Source organism: Streptomyces sp. NPDC005281, assembly GCF_040607495.1.
Lineage (GTDB): Bacteria > Actinomycetota > Actinomycetes > Streptomycetales > Streptomycetaceae > Streptomyces.
The window spans coordinates 83,650-103,861 of the sequence record NZ_JBEXGX010000016.1 but is presented as its reverse complement, the minus strand read 5'-3'; the positions used below and the strand labels follow the sequence as shown (position 1 = coordinate 103,861).

The following is a 20,212-nucleotide window of genomic DNA, read 5'->3' as shown; positions in this document are numbered from 1 at the left end:
CACCCCGGGCTCCGGAGCCCCGCGTTCTCCGGAGCCCCCGGGTCCGTCCGGTCGCGCTACGGGGCCGCCGGTTCCCGCGAGCCGGCCGGCTCGTCCGGAGCCGCCGGTCCCTCCGGACGAGCCGCCTGCCGGTCCTGGCCCTTGCTGCGGGTCGCCGTCCAGGCGGCGGAGTACAGGAGCAGTTTCGAGGTGAAGTTGATCCACAGGAGCAGTGCGATCGGCACTCCGAAGGCGCCGTACATGCTCTTCGACGCCACACCCCGCATATAGCCGCTGAGCAGCAGCTTGAGCAGTTCGAACCCGACGGCGCCGATCAGCGCCGCCACGATCAGCCGGCGGCGCGGCGGCTCCACGCCGGGCAGCAGCGTGAGGACGTACAGCAGGACCAGGAAGTCCGCGAGCACGGCCACCGCGAAGGCCACGAACTGGAGCAGCGTGGTCCCCCAGCCGTGCTCGTCCAGGCCGAGGTGCCGCGCCGACCAGCCCATCGCCGTGGACGCGAGGGTGGAGACGGCGATGGTGAGGAGCACCGCGCCGCCGAGACCGACGAGGATTCCACCGTCCTTGAGCTTGCGCAGCAAGGGGTTCTCCTCGCCGTCGGGCAGCTCCCAGACCGCGCGCAGGCAGTCCCGCATCTGGCCGACCCAGCCGATGCCGGTGATCAGCAGCAGGACACCCGCGATGAGCCCGATCGTGCCGGCGTTCTGGACCAGGCTGTGGATGTCCAGCTGGTCGGAGATGCCCGGCACCTGCTCGGCGAGTTTGTCCTGGAGGTCCTTCTGCTGCTGGGCGCTCAGCGTGGCGGCGGCGACCGCCGCGGCCACGGTCAGCAGCGGGAACAGCGCCACGAAGCTGATGAAGGTCATCGCCGCGGCGAGCCGCGTCCACTTCACGCGGTCGAGCCGCTCGTACGACCGCCACGCGTGCGTGGTCATCAGGCGCACGACCAGGGGCCCCACGCCGGGAATCTTTTTCAGCCAGTCCATGATCCGACTCTGTCCTCACCTCGGAAAACCAGTGACCGGGTACCCCAAAATCGCAGGACGGTGGCGAGCGCCATACCGATTCCCGCTCCGGAGACGGTGTCCGCGCGCGGTGAGGTGAAACCGAAGCCGTAGTGACTGACGGCGATGCACAGCAGCTGCACGAGCGCGCCCGCGATGTTCACCGCGAAGAAGATCACGTACTGGCGGGGGCCACGGGCCGCCGCGTGCCGGTAGGTGCCGAGCGCGTTCCCCGCGTACGCGACCGAACAGCCGGCGAGGAAGGACAGTGCCTTGGCGGTCAGCGGGTCCAGACCGGCCGGGCCGCGGAGCCAGACGAAGAGGCCGAGGTCGGCGGCGTAGGCGAGGGAGCCGACCGCGGCGAAGCCGAGGAGCTCACCCAGGAACGGCTTCCGGGGACGGGCCGCCCCGGGGACCGAAACCGGTTCCGTGGCCCCCGGGGCGGCCCGCGCCCCGGTGTCCGTCCCGCGCCCGTCGAGGAGCCCGGCGCCGGGCCGGTCCTCGGTGACGCTCACCAGTTGGCCACGGCGAGCCCGTACATCGCCAGCCACACCAGGCCGATGAGGGCGAGCGGACGGTCGCGCAGGACCACGTCCTCCGGCTCGCCCGCCGTGCCCCGGTCGGCGAAGACGGCGTAGCGCAGGACGGCCAGGATGAAGGCGACCATGGACAGCTGACGCCACGGCAGCAGGCCGGTGCTCGGCACCCCGCCCTCCTCCAGGGCCCACAGGCAGTAGCCGAGGACGGAGACCCCGGCGGCCAGCTGCCAGACGAAGCGCAGATAGCCGGTCGTGTACTCGGTGAGCAGCGCGCGCGTGGCGCCCGCCTTCCCCGTCATCTGCACGGCCTCGGAGTAACGCTTCGCCGAGACCATGAACAGCGCCCCGAACCCGGTGGTGATCAGGAACCAGCGCGAGAGCGGGATACCGAGGGCCAGGCCGCCGACCATGGCCCGCATCAGGAATCCGGTCGTGACGACGACGAGGTCCACGACGAGCACGTGCTTCAGGCTGACGCAGTACGCCAGCTGCATGCCGATGTACGCGGTCAGCAGCGCGCAGACGGCCGCCGAGCAGAACCAGGCGGCGGCCGCGGGGGCGAGGACCCCGAGGGTGCCGCCGACGGCGTACGCGGCCGTGACGGGGACCTGGCCGGCGGCGACCGGGCGGTGGCGCTTCACGGGGTGGGCGCGGTCGGCGACGACGTCCCGGGCGTCGTTGATCAGGTAGACGGCGGCGGCGCAGGCCGTGAACAGGACGAACACCAGGGCGAGCCGGCCGAACGCGTGCGGCGAGAAGAGCCGGCCGGCGGCGGCCGGGGCGGCCACGACGAGCACGTTCTTCACCCACTGCCGGGGACGTGCGGTCCTGACCAGGCCCAGCAGCAGCCCGGTCAGGGTCCTCGGCGGCGGGGCTAGGGCCGGGCTGCGCTCCAGGAGCGCGGTGCGCTCAGCCATGGCCGGCTCCGATCCAGCGGACGCCCAGCCGGGCCGCCGCGGCGCCCAGGGCCGCACCGGCGGCGACGTCCGTGGGGTAGTGGACGCCGACGACGAGGCGCGAGAGGCACATCGCGGCGGCGAGCGGCGGCACGGCGTACGCGCCGAGCGTGCCGTAGGCCACCGCCGCGGCGGCGGCGGAGGCCGCGTGCGAGCTGGGGAAGGAGTGCCGTCCGACGGTGCGGACCCGGGGCGCCACGTGCGTGGGACGCGGGCGGCGCACGATCCGCTTCACACCCATGCTCGCGAGGTGAGCGCCTGCGGTGAGCGCCGTGGCGCGCAGCCACGCGCCGCGCCGGCCGCGGTCGGCGGCCGCCCCGGCGAGCCCCGCGGCGAGCCACAGGGCGCCGTGCTCCCCGCTCCAGGACAGGGCGCGCGCGGCGGCCGCGACGTGCGGGTCCCCGCCGTACGCGTGGAGTGCGGACAACAGCCGGCGGTCCACACCGTCACGTCGACGGTCCGCACCGTCATGTGGACGGTCCGCACCGTCATCTGGACGGTCCGCATGGTTACGTGGATGGTCCACGCCGTCATGTGGACGGTCCGCATGATCACGTGGACGGTCCACACCTTCACGTTGATGGTCCACAGCGTCGAACCCGCGGTCCATGCCGCCACCCCGGTGGCCGTGGCCGTCCGGGCTTCGATCCATGTCGCCCCGGTGGCCATGGTCGTCAAGCCGCCGATCCGTCTCGTCACGGTCGTCAAGGTCGTCCATGCGATGTCACTCTTCTAGGGAGTGGTCGCAGAACTACGGCAATCTTGGACGACATCCCATTAATCACCCATTTCGGTGAGGAGCCGGGAGCGCTGGGTAGATTGCCCCGTTGTGCACCCCCGGCAGCGCTACGGTCACGGTCATGCCTGCCGACTCCGTCTCCGTCACGGGTTGGGGCCGCACCGCCCCGACCACCGCCCGTCTGGTCCGCCCGCGCACCTACGGCGAGGCGGCGGCCGCCGTCCGGGAGTGCGGCGCACGGGGAGGGATCGCCCGGGGGCTCGGACGGGCGTACGGCGACGCCGCGCAGAACGCGGGCGGGGCCGTGCTCGACATGACGGCCCTGGACCGGATCCACGCCATCGACGCGGACGGCGGCACGGTCCTGTGCGACGCGGGGGTCTCCCTGCACCGGCTCATGGAGGTCCTGCTCCCCCTCGGCTGGTTCGTGCCGGTGACGCCCGGGACCCGCTATGTGACCGTGGGCGGCGCGATCGGAGCGGACATCCACGGCAAGAACCACCATGTGTCGGGCTCCTTCTCCCGTCACGTCCTGTCGTTCGAGCTGCTGACGGCGGACGGCGAGATCAGGACGGTGGGGCGCGGCACCCCGCTGTTCGACGCCACGGCGGGCGGCATGGGCCTGACCGGCGTGATCCTGACGGCGACCGTCCGCCTCCAGCCGGTGGAGAGCGGCCTGATGTCCGTCGACACCGAACGCGCGGCGGACCTGGACGACCTGATGGCGCGCCTCACCGCCACCGACCACCGCTACCGCTACTCGGTGGCCTGGATCGACCTTCTCGCGCGCGGGGCGAGGACGGGGCGCTCGGTCCTGACCCGCGGCGATCACGCCCCGCTGGACGCGCTGCCCGCGCGGGCCCGCCGGCACCCGCTGGCGTTCCGCCCGCCGCGGCTGCCGGCCGCCCCCGCCTTCGTGCCCGAAGGGCTCCTCGGGCGGACGACGGTGGGCCTGTTCAACGAACTCTGGTACCGCAAGGCGCCTCGCGCGCGGACCGGCGAACTCCAGCCGATCCCGGCCTTCTTCCATCCCCTGGACGGGGTGCCGCACTGGAACCGCGTCTACGGGCGCGGCGGTTTCGTCCAGTACCAGTTCGTCGTCGGACACGGCCGGGAGGAGACCCTGCGCCGGATCGTGCGGCGCATCTCCGGACGCCGCTGCCCGTCCTTCCTCGCCGTCCTGAAGCGCTTCGGGGAGGGCGATCCGGGCTGGCTTTCCTTCCCCCTGCCCGGCTGGACCCTCGCCCTGGACATCCCGGCGGGCCTGCCTGGCCTCGGCGCCTTCCTCGACGAGCTGGACGAGGAGGTGGCGGGCGCCGGAGGGCGTGTGTACCTCGCCAAGGACGCGAGGCTGCGGCCCGAGCTGCTGGCCTCGATGTATCCGCGGCTCGGCGCGTTCCGGTCGCTGCGGCGGGAGCTGGACCCGCGAGGCGTCTTCACCTCGGACCTGTCCCGCCGTCTCGGCCTGTAGCGCCCCCGCGCCGTTCCCGACCCGCACGGCGCCACGTTCCCGGCCGCCCGTCCGGTTCCCCTGTCTCTAGGAGCTCGCTGTCATGAAGGACGCCTTCGGTATCCCCCAGTCCCTGCTGGTCCTCGGCGGCACGTCCGAGATCGCGCTGGCCACCGCGCGCCGGATGATCGCCCGGCGCACCCGCACGGTGTGGCTCGCCGGTCGGCCGACGCCCGCCCTGGAGGAGGCCGCCGGGCGGCTGCGCGGGCTCGGCGCACAGGTCCGTACCGTCGCCTTCGACGCCCTCGATCCCGAGTCCCACGAGGCCGTGCTCGGCAAGGTGTTCGCCGAGGGGGACATCGACATGGTGCTGATGGCCTTCGGGGTGCTCGGCGACCAGGCCGTGGACGAGAAGGAGCCGGTCGCGGCGGTCCGGGTCGCGCAGACCAACTACACCGGCGCGGTGTCCTCGGGCCTGGTGTGCGCGCGGGCGCTCCAGACACAGGGGCACGGCTCCCTGGTGGTGCTGTCCTCGGTCGCGGGCGAACGCGCCCGCCGCTCGAACTTCATCTACGGCTCCAGCAAGGCGGGCCTGGACGCCTTCGCGCAGGGCCTGGGCGACGCCCTGCACGGCACCGGCGCGCACGTCATGGTCGTACGCCCCGGGTTCGTCCGTACGCGGATGACGGCCCATCTGCCGAAGGTGCCGCTGTCGACCACTCCGGAGGCCGTGGCCGCGGCGATCGAGCTGGGGCTCAGGCGCCGCTCCGAGACCGTGTGGGTGCCGGGGGCGCTCAGGATGGTCATGTCGGCGCTGCGGCACACACCACGGGCGGTGTTCAGGCGGCTGCCGGTCTGAGGTTCCGCGGACCTGTCAGAGCGCCGGGAGTGTGGTGTCCCGCTCGGGCGAGGAGGCCTGCGGGGGCACCACGGAACCGCCGAAGGCGAACTCGCGGAGCTTGCGCCACACACCGTCGGCGCCCTGTTCGTAGAGGGCGAATCCGGTGCAGGGCCACCCGGCGTCGTACCCGGACAGCGCCTCGAAGGCCTGGTCCATCGCCTCTTCGCCGATGCCGTGCGCCACGGTGACGTGCGGGTGGTACGGGAACTGGAGCTCGCGGGCGACGGGGCCCGAGGCGTCCCGGACCTGCTTCTGAAGCCAGGTGCAGGCCTCGGCGCCCTCGGCGACCCTCACGTACACGACCGGCGACAGGGGGCGGAACGTGCCCGTGCCGGACAGCCGCATCGGGAACGGGCGCCCGGCGGCGGCGACCTCGACGAGGTGCGTCTCGATCGCGGGCAGCGCCGACTCCTCGACCTCGGTCGGCGGCAGCAGGGTGACGTGCGTGGGAATGCAGCAGGCCGCGAGGTCGCCGAAGCCAGCGCGCCGCTCCTGGAGCAGGCTGCCGTGAGGCTCCGGGACCGCGATCGACACACCGATCGTTACGGTCCCCACGTCGTCTCCTGTCGTTGTCGATGGTCAGGCTGTTCGGTGGTGCTGCGCGGCGGAGGCGATTCCTCGGCCTCCCCGGCTTTCGACTGTACGGCGGTATGCCCCACGATCGGCCGTCGCGGGAGTGTCGCGCTCGTCTCGTACTGACTGCCGAAGGTGGTGTGGTAGGGGCCGTGCCGCCGCCGTGCGGCCCGGGCACGGCCACTCCCGCGGCGGCGGCCCCGGCCGTCAGTGCTTGGCGGGCAGGAATCCGACACGGTCGTAGGCCTGGGAGAGCGTCTCCGCGGCGACGGCACGCGCCTTCTCCGCTCCCTTGGCCAGGATCGAGTCGAGCGTCTCCGGGTCGTCCAGATACTGCTGGGTGCGCTCCCGGAACGGCGTCACGAAGTCGACCATGACCTCGGCGAGGTCCGTTTTCAGCGCACCGTAGCCCTTGCCCTCGTACTTCTGCTCCAGTTCGGCGATTCCCGTGCCGGTGAGCGTCGAATAGATGGTCAGCAGGTTGCTGACACCCGGCTTGGCGCTCGCGTCGTACCTGATGACGGTGTCCGTGTCGGTGACCGCGCTCTTGACCTTCTTGGCGGTCACCTTCGGGTCGTCGAGCAGATTGATGAGGCCCTTCGGCGTCGACGCCGACTTGCTCATCTTGATCGACGGGTCCTGGAGATCGAAGATCTTCGCCGTCTCCTTGAGGATGTACGGCTTGGGAATCCGGAACGTCTCGCCGAAGCGGCCGTTGAAGCGCTCCGCGAGGTCGCGGGTCAGCTCGATGTGCTGGCGCTGGTCCTCGCCGACCGGGACCTCGTGGGCCTGGTACAGCAGGATGTCCGCCACCTGGAGGACCGGGTACGTGAACAGGCCCACGCTCGCACGGTCGGCGCCCTGCTTGGCGGACTTGTCCTTGAACTGGGTCATGCGGGAGGCCTCGCCGAAACCGGTGAGGCAGTTCATGACCCAGGCGAGCTGCGCGTGCTCGGGGACATGGCTCTGGACGAAGAGCGTGCAGCGCTCGGGGTCGAGGCCGGCGGCGAGCAACTGCGCCGCGGCGAGCCGGGTGTTGGCACGCAGGTCCGCGGGGTCCTGCGGAATCGTGATCGCGTGCAGGTCGACGACCATGTAGAACGCGTCGTGGGACTCCTGGAGCGCCACCCACTGACGGACGGCGCCGAGGTAGTTGCCGAGGTGGAACGAGCCTGCCGTGGGCTGGATTCCGGAGAGCACGCGAGGACTGTCAGAGGCCATGTTCACCATTCTCTCAGGTACCGGGGTCCGCTCCGGAACTGGCCGGAAAGAGATGTGCCGGCGGCGGGAGGCAACAGGGACAGCCCGGGTAGGAACCCGGCATGTCGAGCTGGGTGCCCGTGGTGGCGCACGGCCGGCGGACGAGGGGGAATCATGGAGTGGCGGGCCGGACGGATCGGGGCGAGGGCGGGGAGCCTGCTGGGCGCTCTCATGGTGCTGGCGGTGGTCGGGGCGCCCGGGGTGCGTGCCACGGCGGGCACCGGGCCGTCCGGGAAGGCGGTCGCGGTGGACGGCGGGGCGGTCCCGGCCGCCCCGTCCGTCTCCGACAGCCCGGACCTGGCCCTGGTCATCGCGGGGGACACGGGCCTGACGACCACGCTGCACGCCGACCAGCGGGACTTCGGACGGCTGTGGCGGCTGCTCTCACCCCGGTACACGGGGACGGAGCCGGTGCCCGAGGCTTGGACGCGGGGCCGTTTCCCCCAGGTGCGGGCCACGGTGATCTGGGGGCTGACCGGTGTCGGGGGCTGGCCGCGGACGAGCCGGGCGCCCGGCGGCGACGTCGCCATCGAGCGCCAGGACCAGGTGTTCCTCGCCCCTGACGGTACGCCGTGGGTGCGGTCGGACCCCTCGCCCGACGTGGCGGACGACGACATCCGCTGGCATCGGGCGCCGCGCTCGGTGTTCGGGCAGCTGACGGAGGAGGGGACGCTGTTCGGCGCCGCACCGACGGTGGTGGCCGCCGTGGCGGAGCCCGGTACGGCGGACCGGGCGCGGTGGGTGCTGCCCGGGCTCGCGGCGGGCGTGGTTCTCGGGGCCGGTGTGCCGTGGCTGCTGCGCCGCGCGGCGGCCCGGCGTGAGGACGCCGGGTCACCGCGCGAGCCGCGCCAGGAGCTGATCGACCTGTAGGGACCCGACCGGAGCGGCCGCACGCGTGCGCGGCCCGGTCGGGTGCCGGTGCCACACCGGCGGTACGGCGCCGGTGCGGTCCGGCGCCGTACGTCAGCAGGTGTCGTACGTCCGGTGTCGCACGACAACCGGTGCCGCGCGTCGGCCGAGGTCGTACCTCAGCCGAGGTCGATCTCCGGGTAGAGCGGGAACGGCGCCAGCAGGTCGGTGGCGCGGTGGGCGATCTCGTCGGAGATCTTCGCGTCCAGGACGTGCTGGGCCTTGGACGGGGCGCCCTTGGCGGTGGTCCCGGCCTCGGCGGCGGTCAGGACCCGGTCGATGAGACCGGCGATCTCGTCCATCTCGGTCGCGCCGAGACCACGCGTGGTCAGCGCGGGGGTGCCGATGCGGATACCCGAGGTGTACCAGGCGCCGTTGGGGTCGGCGGGGATGGCGTTGCGGTTGGTGACGATGCCCGAGTCGAGCAGGGCCGACTCCGCCTGGCGGCCGGTCAGGCCGTAGGAGGAGGCGACGTCGATGAGGTTGAGGTGGTTGTCGGTGCCGCCGGTGACCAGCGTGGCGCCGCGGCGCATCAGGCCCTCGGCCAGGGCACGGGAGTTGTCGACGACGGCCTGCGCGTAGGTGCGGAACTCGGGGCGGCGCGCCTCGGCGAGCGCGACGGCCTTGGCGGCCATGACGTGCGGGAGCGGGCCGCCGAGGACCATCGGGCAGCCGCGGTCGACCTGCTCGGCGAGGGTCTCGTCGCACAGGACCATGCCGCCGCGCGGGCCGCGGAGCGACTTGTGCGTGGTGGTGGTGACGATCTGGGCGTGCGGGACCGGGTCGAAGTCGCCGGTGAGGACCTTGCCCGCGACGAGGCCCGCGAAGTGGGCCATGTCGACCATCAGGGTCGCGCCGACCTCGTCGGCGATCTCCCGCATGATCCGGAAGTTCACCAGACGCGGGTAGGCGGAGTACCCGGCGACGATGATCAGCGGCTTGAACTCGCGGGCGGACGCGCGCAGGGCCTCGTAGTCGATGAGACCGGTGGCGGGGTCGGTGCCGTAGGAGCGCTGGTCGAACATCTTGCCCGAGATGTTCGGGCGGAAGCCGTGGGTGAGGTGACCGCCGGCGTCCAGGGACATGCCGAGCATGCGCTGGTTGCCGAAGGCCTGGCGCAGTTCGGCCCAGTCGGCCTCGGAGAGGTCGTTGACGTTGCGAACGCCGGCCTTGGCCAGGGCAGGAACCTCGACGCGAGCGGCGAGGACGGCCCAGAAGGCGACGAGGTTGGCGTCGATGCCGGAGTGCGGCTGGGCGTAGGCGTGCTCGGCCCCGAACAGCTCGCGGGCGTGCTCGGCGGCGAGGGCCTCGACGGTGTCGACGTTGCGGCAGCCGGCGTAGAAGCGGCGCCCGATGGTGCCCTCGGCGTACTTGTCGCTGAACCAGTTGCCCATGGCCAGCAGGGTGGCCGGGGAGGCGTAGTTCTCGGAGGCGATCAGCTTCAGCATGTCGCGCTGGTCGGCGACTTCCTGGCCGATGGCGTCGGCGACGCGGGGCTCCACGGCCCTGATCACGTCGAGGGCGCTGCGGAAGGCGGTGGACTCGGTGGAAAGGGGCTCTGGCATGACGGCCTCCGGACGTTGCGTTCAGCGTTCACGGGTCGGCCCAGGCGCACGGCACTCGGTTGCCACGGCTCCCCGCCCGGACACTCCGGGCTCCTCGGGACGGCCTGTCTCTCCGTCCAGAGGTCCGGGATCGCCCCGGGAAAAGCCACAGCGCGGGTGCCGCTCCCCGATGGTCGGTCCCATCCCAGCGCGCCAGTCACGGCCCCGCCGGGAAGCCTACCGGGCGCGCCGGATCACCGGGGTCCCCGGTCCACCATGCGAGCGACGGTAGGAAATAGGCCATGAGCCCGTCAGAGAACGGAGATCCCGTGACCACCATGGATGCCAGGGAGACGACGGAGGCGTTCATCGCCTCGGCCGACGCGCACAGCGCGCACAACTACCACCCGCTGCCGGTCGTCGTGTCGACGGCGGACGGGGCCTGGATGACGGACGTCGAGGGGCGCCGCTTCCTCGACCTGCTGGCCGGATACTCGGCGCTGAACTTCGGCCACGGCAACCGGCGGCTGATCGAGGCGGCCAAGGCGCAGCTGGACCGGGTGACGCTGACCTCCCGCGCGTTCCACCACGATCGGTTCGCGGACTTCTGCCGGGAGCTGGCGGAGCTGTGCGGCATGGAGATGGTGCTGCCGATGAACACCGGCGCGGAGGCGGTGGAGACGGCGGTGAAGACGGCCCGGAAGTGGGGGTACCGGGTCAAGGGCGTCCCCGCCGAGATGGCGAAGATCGTGGTCGCGGGCAACAACTTCCACGGGCGTACGACGACGGTCATCAGTTTCTCGACGGACGCGGAGGCGCGGGCCGACTTCGGCCCGTACACGCCGGGATTCGAGATCGTGCCGTACGGGGACCTGACGGCCATGCGGGCGGCGGTCACGGAGAACACGGTGGCCGTGCTGCTCGAACCGATCCAGGGGGAGGCGGGGGTGCTGGTGCCCCCGGCCGGCTATCTGCCGGGCGTACGGGAGCTGACGCGGGAGCGTGACGTGCTGTTCGTCGCGGACGAGATCCAGTCGGGGCTGGGGCGGACCGGCCGTACGTTCGCGTGCGAGCACGAGGGCGTGGTGCCGGACATGTACGTCCTCGGGAAGGCGCTCGGCGGCGGGGTGGTGCCGGTGTCGGCGGTGGTGTCGAGCGCGAAGGTGCTCGGGGTGTTCCGGCCCGGGGAGCACGGGTCGACCTTCGGCGGGAATCCGCTGGCCTGCGCGGTGGCGCTTGAGGTGATCGCGATGCTGCGGTCGGGCGAGTACCAGCGGCGGGCGGCCGAGCTCGGTGAGCGTCTGCACCGTGAACTGGGCCTGCTGAAGGACTCCGGCCAGGTCACGGCGGTGCGCGGGCGCGGCCTGTGGGCGGGCGTCGACATCGCCCCCGTCCACGGCACGGGCCGGGAGGTCTCGGAGAGGCTGATGGAACGGGGCGTCCTCGTCAAGGACACCCACGGCGTCACCGTCCGGATCGCCCCGCCGCTGGTCATCTCCGAGGAGGACCTGGACTGGGGCCTGGCCCAGCTGCGCATCGTGCTGGGGGGCTAGGCCGGTACAACCAGGGCCGGTCCGACGCCGCGGCGGGCGACGGACCCGTCCGGCCGGATCCCGCACGGCGGGTCCGCGACGGCCCTGCGGCGACGCACCGTCCCCTACAGTCACTTCGTGCTCTTTGGAATGGTGTGCGCCCTTGGCGCGTCGGTCTGTTTCGGTACGGCGACGGTTCTCCAGGCGATGGCCGCACGGGCCGCGGGCGGGACGGGCGGCGGGGCCGGCGGAGCGGCGGCACTGCTGCTGCGGGCGCTGCGGCAGTGGCGCTATCTGGCCGGACTGGGCCTCGACGGGGTCGGGTTCCTGCTCCAGATCGTCGCGCTGCGGGCGCTCCCGATCTACGCGGTCGGTGCGGCCCTCGCGGCGAGCCTGGCCGTCACCGCGGTGGTCGCCTCGCGGCTGCTCCATGTCCGGCTGAGCCGGGTCGAGTGGAGCGCGGTGGCGGTGGTGTGTGCCGGGCTCGCGATGCTCGGGCTGGCGTCCGGGGCGGAGGGGGACCGTACGGGGTCCCTGGCGCTGAAGTACGCGATGCTCGGGACGTCCGTGGCCGTCCTGGCGCTGGGGCTCGCCGGCGGACGGCTGCCCGACCGGGGGCGGGCGCTCGCGCTGGGTCTCGGGGCGGGGTTCGGGTTCGGGGTGGTCGAGGTGGCGGTGCGCCTGATCGCCGACCTCGATCCGGGGACGCTGCTGGCCAATCCGGCGACGTACGCCCTGCTGATCGGTGGCGGTGCGGCGTTCCTGCTGCTCACCACGGCCCTGGAGCGGGGTTCGGTGACGACGGCCACCGCCGGGCTGGTCATCGGGGAGACCATCGGGCCCGCGCTGGTCGGCGTGGTGTGGCTGGGCGACCGTACCCGCGAGGGGCTGGCCTGGCTGGCGGTTCTCGGTTTCGCGGTGGCGGTGGCGGGGGCCCTGGCGCTGGCGCGGTTCGGCGAGGCGCCGGAGACGGCCGCCCCTTCCTCGTCCGGGGCGCCGGCCGAGGAGTCACGGAAGGCATGAAGCTGCCGCGAGGGTGAGCCGACCTGGCGCACGTCACGATCAGGGCCGCGCTCAGGCACCCCGTCTCAGGGAAGCGCCCGGCACAGTGCGTCCAGGGCGCCCGACCAGGCGTGGTCCGGCGGGGTGCCGTAGCCGACGACCAGGGCGTCCTGGCGCGGGGTGAGCGCGTCCGGGTGGCGATGGCGGGCGAGGCCGTGGACGGCCAGGCGCTGGAAGGCGGCGGCCTGGACGACCGACTCCTCGGTGCCGGGCGGGAGCCGGAGCACGGCGTGCAGCCCGGCGGCGATGCCGGTGGCGCGCACGTCGGGGGCGTGGACGGCGAGCGCGGCGATCAGAGCGTCCCGGCGGCGCCGGTAGCGCAGGCGGGCGGCGCGGACGTGGCGGTCGTAGGCGCCGGAGGTGATGAACTCCGCCAGGGTCAGCTGGTCGAGCACCCCGGTGGACCAGCCGCCCTCCCCCTTCAGGGAGACGACCTCGTCCACGAGCGACGGCGGCAGGACCAGCCAGCCGAGGCGCAGCGCGGGCGCCAGGGACTTGCTGGCGGTGCCCAGATGGACCACGTGGTCGGGGTCGAGGCCCTGCAACGCGCCGACGGGCTGCCGGTCGTAGCGGAACTCGCCGTCGTAGTCGTCGTCCAGGACGAGGCCGCCGGTACGGCGGGCCCAGGCCACGACGGCGGCCCGGCGGTCCGGGTGCAGCGGCACGCCCATCGGGAACTGGTGGGCGGGGGTGAGGAGTACGGCTCGTACACCCGTCATCTCGCGTGTGTCGGTGCCGAGTCCGTCGAACGGCAGGGGGGTGGTGCGCAGGCCCGCCCGGTGCAGGAGGTTCCAGTGCGTGTCGAGCCCGTACGACTCCACGGCGAGCGAGCGCAGTCCCCGCCGGCGCAGGATCACGCCGAGCAGTGTGAGTCCGTCCGAGAAGCCCGAGCAGACGACGATGCGCTCCGGGTCGGCGCGGACGCCCCGGGCGCGGGAGAGATAGCCCGCGAGGGCGGTGCGCAGTTCGGGGCGACCGCGCGGATCGCCGTAGCCGAGGGCGTCGTGCGGGGCGCGGGCCAGGGCACGGCGGGCCGCCTTGAGCCAGGCGGCCCTCGGGAAGGACGCGAGATCGGGGTGGCCGGGGGTGAGGTCGAAGGCCGGACGGCCCTGTTCGCGCCGACGCGGCGCGGCCTCCGGCGCCGGTCGTACGACGCTCCGCTCCGCCACCCGGGTGCCCGAGCCCTGACGCGCGGTGAGCCAGCCCTCGGCGACGAGGTCGGCGTAGGAATCGGCGACCGTGTTACGGGCGACGCCGAGGTCGGCGGCCAGCGAGCGGGAGGACGGGAGACGGGTCCCGGGGGCCAGTCGGCCGCCGCGGACGGCCTCGCGCAGCGCCTCCGTCAGCCCCTTGCGGATGCCGGACCCGGTCGGCTCGACATGAAGGTCGACGCCCAGAGTGGCCCACGTTTTCGCCATGGAAATGGACCATACTCCTGGGCTACTCCCCTCGTAGAGTCGATCGCATGACAACGCACGGGACCACCACACAGGACACGACGACACAGGACACGACCGCACAGGACACGACCGCGCGGCACACCCCGGCGGCCCCCGCCGGTCCCGGTTCCCCGGCTTCCGCCGGCGCCGCGCCCTACGCGCCCGAGCACAGGCCCCGGCTGCCGTGGGCCGAGCTCGCCCCCGATGTCTACAAGGCGATGGTCAGGCTCGACGCGGCGGCCCGCCGCGGGGTCGACCCCACGCTTCTCGAACTGGTGAAGATCCGCGCCTCGCAGCTCAACCACTGCGCGTTCTGCCTGGACATGCACACCAAGGACGCGCTCGCGGCGGGCGAGAGCGTGGAGCGGATCATTCAGCTCAGCGCCTGGGAGGAGTCGCGGCACTTCTACACCGAGCGGGAGATCGCGGCGATCGAGCTGACCGAGGCCGTCACCGTGATCACGGAGGGCTTCGTGCCGGACGAGGTGTACGAGCGTGCCGCCCGGCACTTCGAGGAGGCCGACCTGGTCCAGCTGATCGCCGCGATCACGGTGATCAACGCCTGGAACCGGTTCGCCGTCACCTGCCGCATGGTGCCGGGCCACTACCGGCCGGGCGGGCACAAGTAACGGCTCGCCGGGCGATCCGCCGGTGCAGCCCGGCCCCCGCGCCGGTGCAGCCCGGCCCCGGGGCGCGGTGGCCCCGCGAGGGCCGCGACCGGCCCGGTGGCCGGGTCACGACGGCAGCCACGCCCGCCAGGTCGACCGGTGCCGCTCCACCCACTTCCTCGCCGCCTCCTGAGGGGTCAGCTTGTCGTCGGCGATCATCAGGGAGACCTCGTTCTGGTCCGCCGTGGTCCACCTGAACTTCTTCAGGAAGGCCGCCGCCCTGCCGCCGGTCCGCGCGAAGTCGGCGTTCAGGTACTTCTTCAGCGGGGTGTGCGGGTAGGCGCAGGCGACCTTGGCCGCGTCGGCGTCGCAGCCCTCCTTGTAGGCGGGCAGTCTCACCTCGGTCATGGGGATCTTCTTGAACAGCCACTGCGGGGAGTACCAGTACGTGAGGAAGGGCTTCTCCTCCTTCGCGAACTGCTTCATCTGCGTGATCTGCGCGGCCTCCGAACCGGCGAACACCACCTGGTAGTTCAGGTGCAGGTTGTCCACCAGCGCCTTGTCGTTGGTGACGTACGAGGGGGAGCCGTCGAGGAGCTGTCCCTTGCCGCCGCTCTCGGGCGTGCGCATGCGGTCGGCGTACTTGTCGAGGTTCTTCCAGTTCGTGACGTCGGGGTGCTGCTTGGCGAAGTACGTCGGCACGTACCAGCCGATGTGCCCGGTCACGCCCAGGTCCCCGCCGGGCGCGATCGTCTTCTTGTCCTGGACGTACCGCTTCTCCTGGTCGGGGTGGCCCCAGTCCTCCAGGATGGCGTCGACGCGGCCCTGACTGAGCGCGTCCCAGGCGGGCACCTCGTCGACCTGCACGGTGTCGACGCGATAGCCCATCTTGTGTTCGAGGAGGTACTGCGCCACGGCCACGTTGGACTGGGCGCCGACCCAGGACTGCACGGACAGGGTCACCGTCTTCGCGCCCTGGGCGTTCGCGAAGGGCGAGGCCTGCTTGGTCATGTCGGCGGCGCCGCAGCCGGTGAGCAGCAGCAGGGCCGAAGCGCCGGCCACCGCGAATGTCGTACGAAGTCGCATGTCACGCTCCCTTCTTCGCGCGGCGCCCGGTCGGCTGGGTCACCCGGTCGAGCATCAGTCCGAGGCAGACGATCGCGGCGCCCGCGACCAGTCCGGTGGCCAGATCGCCCTGGGCGAGGCCGAACACGACGTCGTAGCCGAGCGCGCCCCCGCCGACCAGGCCGCCGATGATGACGACGGCGAGGACCAGGACGACGCCCTGGTTGACGGCCAGCAGCAGCGCGGGCCGCGCCAACGGCAGCTGGACCTGGCGCAGTTGCTGCCCGGCCGTGGCACCGAGGGAACGGGCCGACTCCAGTGCGGCCGGGTCGACGGCGCGCAGCCCCTGGGTGGTGATGCGGACCACGGCGGGCAGCGCGTAGACGACCGCGGCGGCGACGGCGGGGGCGCGGCCGACTCCGAACAGCGCGACCACGGGGATCAGGTACACGAACTGCGGCATGGTCTGGAACACGTCGAGGACGGGCCTGAGCAGGCGCTCGAACCGTTCGCTGCGCGCGGCCGCGATCCCGGTGGCGAAGCCGAGCACCAGGGTCACGGCGACCGCCGCGAGCACCTGGGAGAGCGTGTCCAGGGACGGCTCCCACTCGCCCAGCACACCGATCGCGGCCATGGCTAGGACGGCGGTCAGGGCGGTGCGCCAGGTGCCGATCAGCCAGGCCAGGGCGGCGACGGTCAGCAGCACCGCCCACCAGGGCAGCCACTGGAGTCCGTCCCGGAGCGGGTCGAGGACCCAGGTGGTGAAGCGGCCCGCCCAGTCGGCGGTGCCGCCGATGTACGGGACGCCCGAGTAGAGGTGGCCGGTCATCCAGTCGACGGCCGTGTTCACCGGGCCGGCGATGTTCACCGCCCACGCGTCGGGCCATTCCGGCCGGCCCGCGAGGTGTCCGGCGACGGCGACGGCCGGGACGGCCAGGGCGGCGAGTGCCGTGTACAGCCCGGGAGTGTTCTCGCGGGGCGCTCCGACGCGGCCGCCGGCGGCGGCCGTGACCCGGTCGAGGACGACCGCGAGGAGCACGATCGGAATGCCGGCGGCCAGCGCGGCGCCCACGTCCACGGAGGCGAGGGCCTGGTAGACGCGGTCGCCGAGACCACCGGCGCCGATCACGGAGGCGATGACGGCCATGGACAGCGCCATCATGATCGTCTGGTTGAGACCGAGGAGGAGTTCCTTGCGGGCCAGCGGAAGGCGGGCGGTGAACAGGCGCTGGCGGGCGGTGGCACCGAGCGAGGCGACGGCCTCCATCACACCTTCGTCCGCGTCACGCAGGCCGAGCGCGGTGAGGCGGGCCATGGGCGGGGCCGCGTAGACGACGGTGGCGAGCACGGCCGCGGGAACGCCGATGCCGAAGACCAGCACGACGGGCAGCAGATACGCGAACGCCGGAAGCACCTGCATGGTGTCCAGTACGGGGCGCAGCGCGCGGTGGGTGCGTTCGGAGAGCCCGGCGGCGAGGCCGAGCAGCAGGCCCAGCACGACGGAGGCGAGGACGGCGACCACCATGACCGCCAGCGTCTGCATGGTGGGCACCCACATGCCGAGCAGTCCGCAGACGAGGAACGCGGCGCCGGTGCCGAGAGCCTGGCGTACTCCGGCGGCCCGCCAGGCCACGAGGGCGGCCAGGGCCGTCACTCCGGCCCAGCCGGCCGCGAGAAGCAGCAGATAGACGGCGCGTACGGACAGGACCACGGCGTTGCTGACGTAGCCGAAGAAGTACAGGAACAGCGGGTGGCTGTCGCGGTTGTCGATGATCCAGTCGCCGACCCGCCCGAGCGGCCCGGTCAGGTCGACGGTCAGGGCGCCCGGCCAACTGCCGCCGGGCCAGTGGGCCTCGGCGAGGGGCACGAGCACCGCGGCGACGAGGGCGAGCAGCGCGAGCTTGCCCACGGCCGGACGCCTGAGGCGGCCGGGCAGGGCCGTACGGGGAGCGGCTGCGGTGACCACTGCCATCACGACGCCTCCTCGGTGACGTCCGGGCCGGCGACGACCAGGAGCAGCCGCTCGTGGTCGACGACGCCGAGGCATCGGCCGTCGGCCACGACGCAGGCGGGCCGGCCCGAGCGGGCGACGGCCTTGATGGCGTCGGCGACCACCGTGCCGGGGGCGAGCGCGCCGGGGTGGTCCGGGCGGCCGCAGTCCCCGGCCCGCATGGCCGTGCGGACCGTCATGACCTGTTCCCGGGGCACGTCCCGGACGAACTCGCGTACGTAGTCGTCGGCCGGGGAGCCGACGATCTCCTCGGGGGTGCCGAGCTGGACGATCCGGCCGTCGCGCATCAGGGCGATGCGGTCGCCGAGGCGCAGGGCCTCGGTCAGGTCGTGGGTGATGAAGACCATCGTGCGGCCCTCCTCGCGGTGCAGCCGGACGACCTCTTCCTGCATGTCCCGCCGGATCATCGGGTCGAGCGCGCTGAACGGCTCGTCGAAGAGCAGGACTTCGGGGTCGACGGCGAGCGCCCGGGCCAGTCCTACGCGCTGCTGCTGACCGCCGGAGAGCTCTGCCGGCCTGCGCTGCTCCAGGCCTTCCAGGCCGACCTTGGCGACGACCTCGGCGGCCTTCGCCCGGCGTTCTCCGCGCGGGACGCCCTGGATCTCCAGGCCGTAGGCGACGTTGTCGAGGACCGTGCGGTGCGGCAGCAGGCCGAAGTGCTGGAAGACCATGGCGGCCCGGTGGCGGCGCAGTTCGCGCAACCGGCCCTTGTCCATCGCGAGGACGTCCTCGCCGTCGATCGCGAGGCTGCCCGAGGTGGGTTCGATCAGCCGGGTCAGGCAGCGCACGAGGGTGGACTTGCCCGAACCGGACAGGCCCATGACGACGAAGACCTCGCCCTTGCGCACGTCGAAGCCGACGTCGCGTACGGCGGCGGTGCAGCCGGTGGCCTCACGCAGCCCGGCGGCGTCGAGGGCGGCGAGTTCGGGGTCGCCGGGGACGCGGTCGGCCTTCGGACCGAACACCTTCCACAGGCCGCGCACGGAGAAGACGGTGCCGGCCGCGGGCGTGGGGCTCTCGGCGCCGGTGGGCGAGGGGCCCTCGGAGGGCGTGGGCGTGGCGCTCTCGGCGCCTGTGGGCGTGTTCATCGCGCGTCGCCCCCGATCAGGTCGGCGGCCTTCTCGCCCACCATGAGCACCCCGATCATCGGGTTGACCGCGGGCATGGCCGGGAACACGGAGGCGTCGGCGATCCGGATGCCTTCGAGGCCGCGGACGCGCAGTTCTGGATCCACCACGGCGCGTTCGTCGGAGAGTCCGCCGATGCGGCAGGTGCCCGCCGGGTGGTACACGGTGTGGGCGACCTGCCGTGCGTACGCGCTGAGTTCCTCGTCGCCGGTGACGGCGGGCCCGGGGCACACCTCGCGCTTGAGCCACCCGGCGAGCGGTTCGGCCTCGGCGATCTCACGGGCGATCTTGATGCCGTCGACGAGGGTCCGGCCGTCATAGTCGTCCTCGTCCGTGAAGTACCGGAAGTCGAGGGCGGGTTTGACGGCCGGATCGGCGCTGGTGAGGTAAAGACGGCCGCGGCTGCGCGGCTTGGGGATGTTGGGGGTCATCGAGACTCCGTGCGCGGGACGTTCGTAGCCGATGCGCTCCGGATTGTCCGTGAAGGGGATCTGGTAGAAGTGGAACATCAGGTCGGGGCCCGGCTGTTCGGGGTCACGGCGCACGAACAGGCCCGCGTCGGAGTCCATCGCGGAGTTCTCCGGGATCGGTCCGTTCGTCTCCCAGACGATCACCGACTCGGGGTGGTCGAGCAGGTTCTCGCCGACGCCCGGCAGATCGTGCACGACGGGGATGTCCAGCTCCTCCAGGTCACCGGCGGGCCCGATGCCGGAGTGCAGCAGCAGCCGCGGCGAGTCGACGGCGCCCGCGCACAGCAGCACCTCGCGGCGCGCGCGGACGAGAACCTCCTCGTCGCCCTTCGTGCGGACGTGCACGCCGGTGACGCGCTTGCCGTCGAGTTCCAGCTTGTACGCCCAAGTCTCCAGCAGGAGCGTCAGGTTGAGCCGCTCGTCCATCACCGGGTGCAGATAGGCGACCGAGGCACTCGACCGCTTGTTGTCCTCGGGGTGATAGGCGAGGTCGAAGAAGCCGGCGCCCTCCGTGAACGGCTGCCGGTTGAAGCCCTCCACCAGCGGCACGTCGAGGGCGGACCGGGCGGCGGCCACGAAGTCCCTCGCGATGGCGTTCCGGTCCTTCTCGTCGACGGGGACGATGTTGTTCAGGAGCCGCGCGTAGTACTCCTCCATCGGCACCGCGCCCCAGCCCTTGGCGCCGGCCGCCTCCCACTCGTCCCAGTCGGACGGCAGCGGCTTGAACGCGATCAGCGTGTTGTGCGACGAGCAGCCGCCGAGCACCCGGGCGCGGCTGTGCCGGATGTGCGAGTTGCCGCGTGGCTGCTCGGTGGTCGGGTAGTCGTAGTCGAGCTCCCCGCCGAGCAGGCCCATCCAGCGGCGCAGGGTGAGGACGTCCTCGCGCCCCACGTCGCTGGGGCCGCCCTCGATGACGGCGACCGTGACATCCGGGTTCTCGGTGAGGCGTGACGCGATCACGGAGCCCGCCGTACCGCCGCCGATGACGACGTAGTCATACGTGTTCTCGTGCTGGGACATGAA

The 20,212-nt window shown here is 72.6% G+C and carries 19 protein-coding genes; 7 read left to right on the top strand and 12 right to left on the bottom strand.

Translation table 11 applies throughout. The features are described from left to right. Positions 1-56: 56 nt before the first annotated feature. The 4 genes from ABZV42_RS22960 to ABZV42_RS22945 all read right to left on the bottom strand — a co-directional run bounded on the left by ABZV42_RS22960 (position 57) and on the right by ABZV42_RS22945 (position 2,926). Positions 57-986: a YihY/virulence factor BrkB family protein gene (locus ABZV42_RS22960; protein ID WP_355975979.1), complete on the bottom strand. Its 930-nt coding sequence runs from the start codon at positions 984-986 to the stop codon at positions 57-59. After that, positions 974-1,387 (bottom strand): GtrA family protein, encoded by a 414-nt coding sequence (locus tag ABZV42_RS22955; protein ID WP_356053418.1) that lies wholly within the window; start codon positions 1,385-1,387, stop codon positions 974-976. Before ABZV42_RS22955 ends, ABZV42_RS22960 begins: the two co-directional genes overlap by 13 nt. Before the next feature lie 128 nt (positions 1,388-1,515). Then, complete coding sequence (locus ABZV42_RS22950) at positions 1,516-2,460, bottom strand: decaprenyl-phosphate phosphoribosyltransferase (RefSeq protein WP_356053347.1); 945 nt, start codon at positions 2,458-2,460, stop codon at positions 1,516-1,518. Then, positions 2,453-2,926 (bottom strand): phosphatase PAP2 family protein, encoded by a 474-nt coding sequence (locus ABZV42_RS22945; RefSeq protein ID WP_356053345.1) that lies wholly within the window; start codon positions 2,924-2,926, stop codon positions 2,453-2,455. Before ABZV42_RS22945 ends, ABZV42_RS22950 begins: the two co-directional genes overlap by 8 nt. 90 nt (positions 2,927-3,016) lie before the next feature. On the opposite strand from ABZV42_RS22945, the gene ABZV42_RS22940 reads away from it, so the two are divergent. From ABZV42_RS22940 to ABZV42_RS22930, 3 genes are all read left to right on the top strand, one after another. After that, entirely contained in the window at positions 3,017-3,235 is a 219-nt protein-coding gene (locus ABZV42_RS22940) for a hypothetical protein (protein WP_356053344.1), read from the top strand. 124 nt (positions 3,236-3,359) lie between these two features. Further along, positions 3,360-4,709, top strand: coding sequence for an FAD-binding oxidoreductase (locus ABZV42_RS22935; RefSeq protein ID WP_355975989.1), 1,350 nt, complete (start codon positions 3,360-3,362; stop codon positions 4,707-4,709). 82 nt (positions 4,710-4,791) lie between these two features. Further along, a complete protein-coding gene (locus ABZV42_RS22930) occupies positions 4,792-5,547 on the top strand; it encodes a decaprenylphospho-beta-D-erythro-pentofuranosid-2-ulose 2-reductase (RefSeq protein ID WP_355975991.1) in 756 nt (251 codons plus the stop codon). Between the two features lie 15 nt (positions 5,548-5,562). Here ABZV42_RS22930 and ABZV42_RS22925 read toward each other — a convergent pair whose 3' ends face one another. Beyond that, positions 5,563-6,144 (bottom strand): 2'-5' RNA ligase family protein, encoded by a 582-nt coding sequence (locus ABZV42_RS22925; protein ID WP_355975993.1) that lies wholly within the window; start codon positions 6,142-6,144, stop codon positions 5,563-5,565. Positions 6,145-6,369: 225 nt separating this feature from the next. After that, positions 6,370-7,383: a tryptophan--tRNA ligase gene (gene trpS / locus ABZV42_RS22920; RefSeq protein WP_355975995.1), complete on the bottom strand. Its 1,014-nt coding sequence runs from the start codon at positions 7,381-7,383 to the stop codon at positions 6,370-6,372. 153 nt (positions 7,384-7,536) lie between these two features. Between trpS and ABZV42_RS22915 the strand changes: the two genes are divergently transcribed. Then, the gene (locus tag ABZV42_RS22915) at positions 7,537-8,292 is read left to right on the top strand and encodes a hypothetical protein (protein WP_355975998.1); all 756 of its coding nucleotides are present in this window, start codon (positions 7,537-7,539) and stop codon (positions 8,290-8,292) included. Between the two features lie 158 nt (positions 8,293-8,450). On the opposite strand, the gene ABZV42_RS22910 is transcribed toward ABZV42_RS22915, so the two are convergent. Then, positions 8,451-9,896, bottom strand: a complete 1,446-nt coding sequence (locus tag ABZV42_RS22910) for a glycine hydroxymethyltransferase (RefSeq protein ID WP_355976001.1) — start codon at positions 9,894-9,896, stop codon at positions 8,451-8,453. Between the two features lie 317 nt (positions 9,897-10,213). Between ABZV42_RS22910 and rocD the strand changes: the two genes are divergently transcribed. Next, positions 10,214-11,428, top strand: a complete 1,215-nt coding sequence (rocD, locus tag ABZV42_RS22905) for an ornithine--oxo-acid transaminase (RefSeq protein ID WP_355976161.1) — start codon at positions 10,214-10,216, stop codon at positions 11,426-11,428. Positions 11,429-11,557: 129 nt separating this feature from the next. Further along, on the top strand, positions 11,558-12,430 hold the full coding sequence (locus ABZV42_RS22900) for a hypothetical protein (RefSeq protein WP_355976163.1): 873 nt from the start codon (positions 11,558-11,560) through the stop codon (positions 12,428-12,430). A gap of 65 nt (positions 12,431-12,495) precedes the next feature. Here the strand turns inward: ABZV42_RS22900 and ABZV42_RS22895 are convergent, their stop codons facing one another. Next, a complete protein-coding gene (locus ABZV42_RS22895) occupies positions 12,496-13,887 on the bottom strand; it encodes a PLP-dependent aminotransferase family protein (RefSeq protein ID WP_356053342.1) in 1,392 nt (463 codons plus the stop codon). A gap of 47 nt (positions 13,888-13,934) precedes the next feature. Between ABZV42_RS22895 and ABZV42_RS22890 the strand changes: the two genes are divergently transcribed. Next, entirely contained in the window at positions 13,935-14,537 is a 603-nt protein-coding gene (locus ABZV42_RS22890; RefSeq protein ID WP_356053340.1) for a carboxymuconolactone decarboxylase family protein, read from the top strand. A gap of 105 nt (positions 14,538-14,642) precedes the next feature. Here ABZV42_RS22890 and ABZV42_RS22885 read toward each other — a convergent pair whose 3' ends face one another. The 4 genes from ABZV42_RS22885 to ABZV42_RS22870 are packed head-to-tail and all read right to left on the bottom strand — an operon-like array spanning position 14,643 to position 20,209. Continuing rightward, positions 14,643-15,602 (bottom strand): ABC transporter substrate-binding protein, encoded by a 960-nt coding sequence (locus tag ABZV42_RS22885; RefSeq protein WP_355976007.1) that lies wholly within the window; start codon positions 15,600-15,602, stop codon positions 14,643-14,645. A gap of 1 nt (position 15,603) precedes the next feature. Next, positions 15,604-17,553 carry an ABC transporter permease subunit gene (locus tag ABZV42_RS22880; RefSeq protein ID WP_356053338.1) on the bottom strand — a complete coding sequence of 650 codons (1,950 nt, stop codon included), beginning with the start codon at positions 17,551-17,553 and terminating at the stop codon, positions 15,604-15,606. Further along, entirely contained in the window at positions 17,553-18,680 is a 1,128-nt protein-coding gene (locus ABZV42_RS22875; RefSeq protein ID WP_356053336.1) for a glycine betaine/L-proline ABC transporter ATP-binding protein, read from the bottom strand. The genes ABZV42_RS22880 and ABZV42_RS22875 overlap by 1 nt, the downstream gene beginning before the upstream one ends. Continuing rightward, complete coding sequence (locus tag ABZV42_RS22870; protein ID WP_356053335.1) at positions 18,677-20,209, bottom strand: GMC oxidoreductase; 1,533 nt, start codon at positions 20,207-20,209, stop codon at positions 18,677-18,679. The genes ABZV42_RS22875 and ABZV42_RS22870 overlap by 4 nt, the downstream gene beginning before the upstream one ends. Positions 20,210-20,212 lie beyond the last annotated feature (3 nt).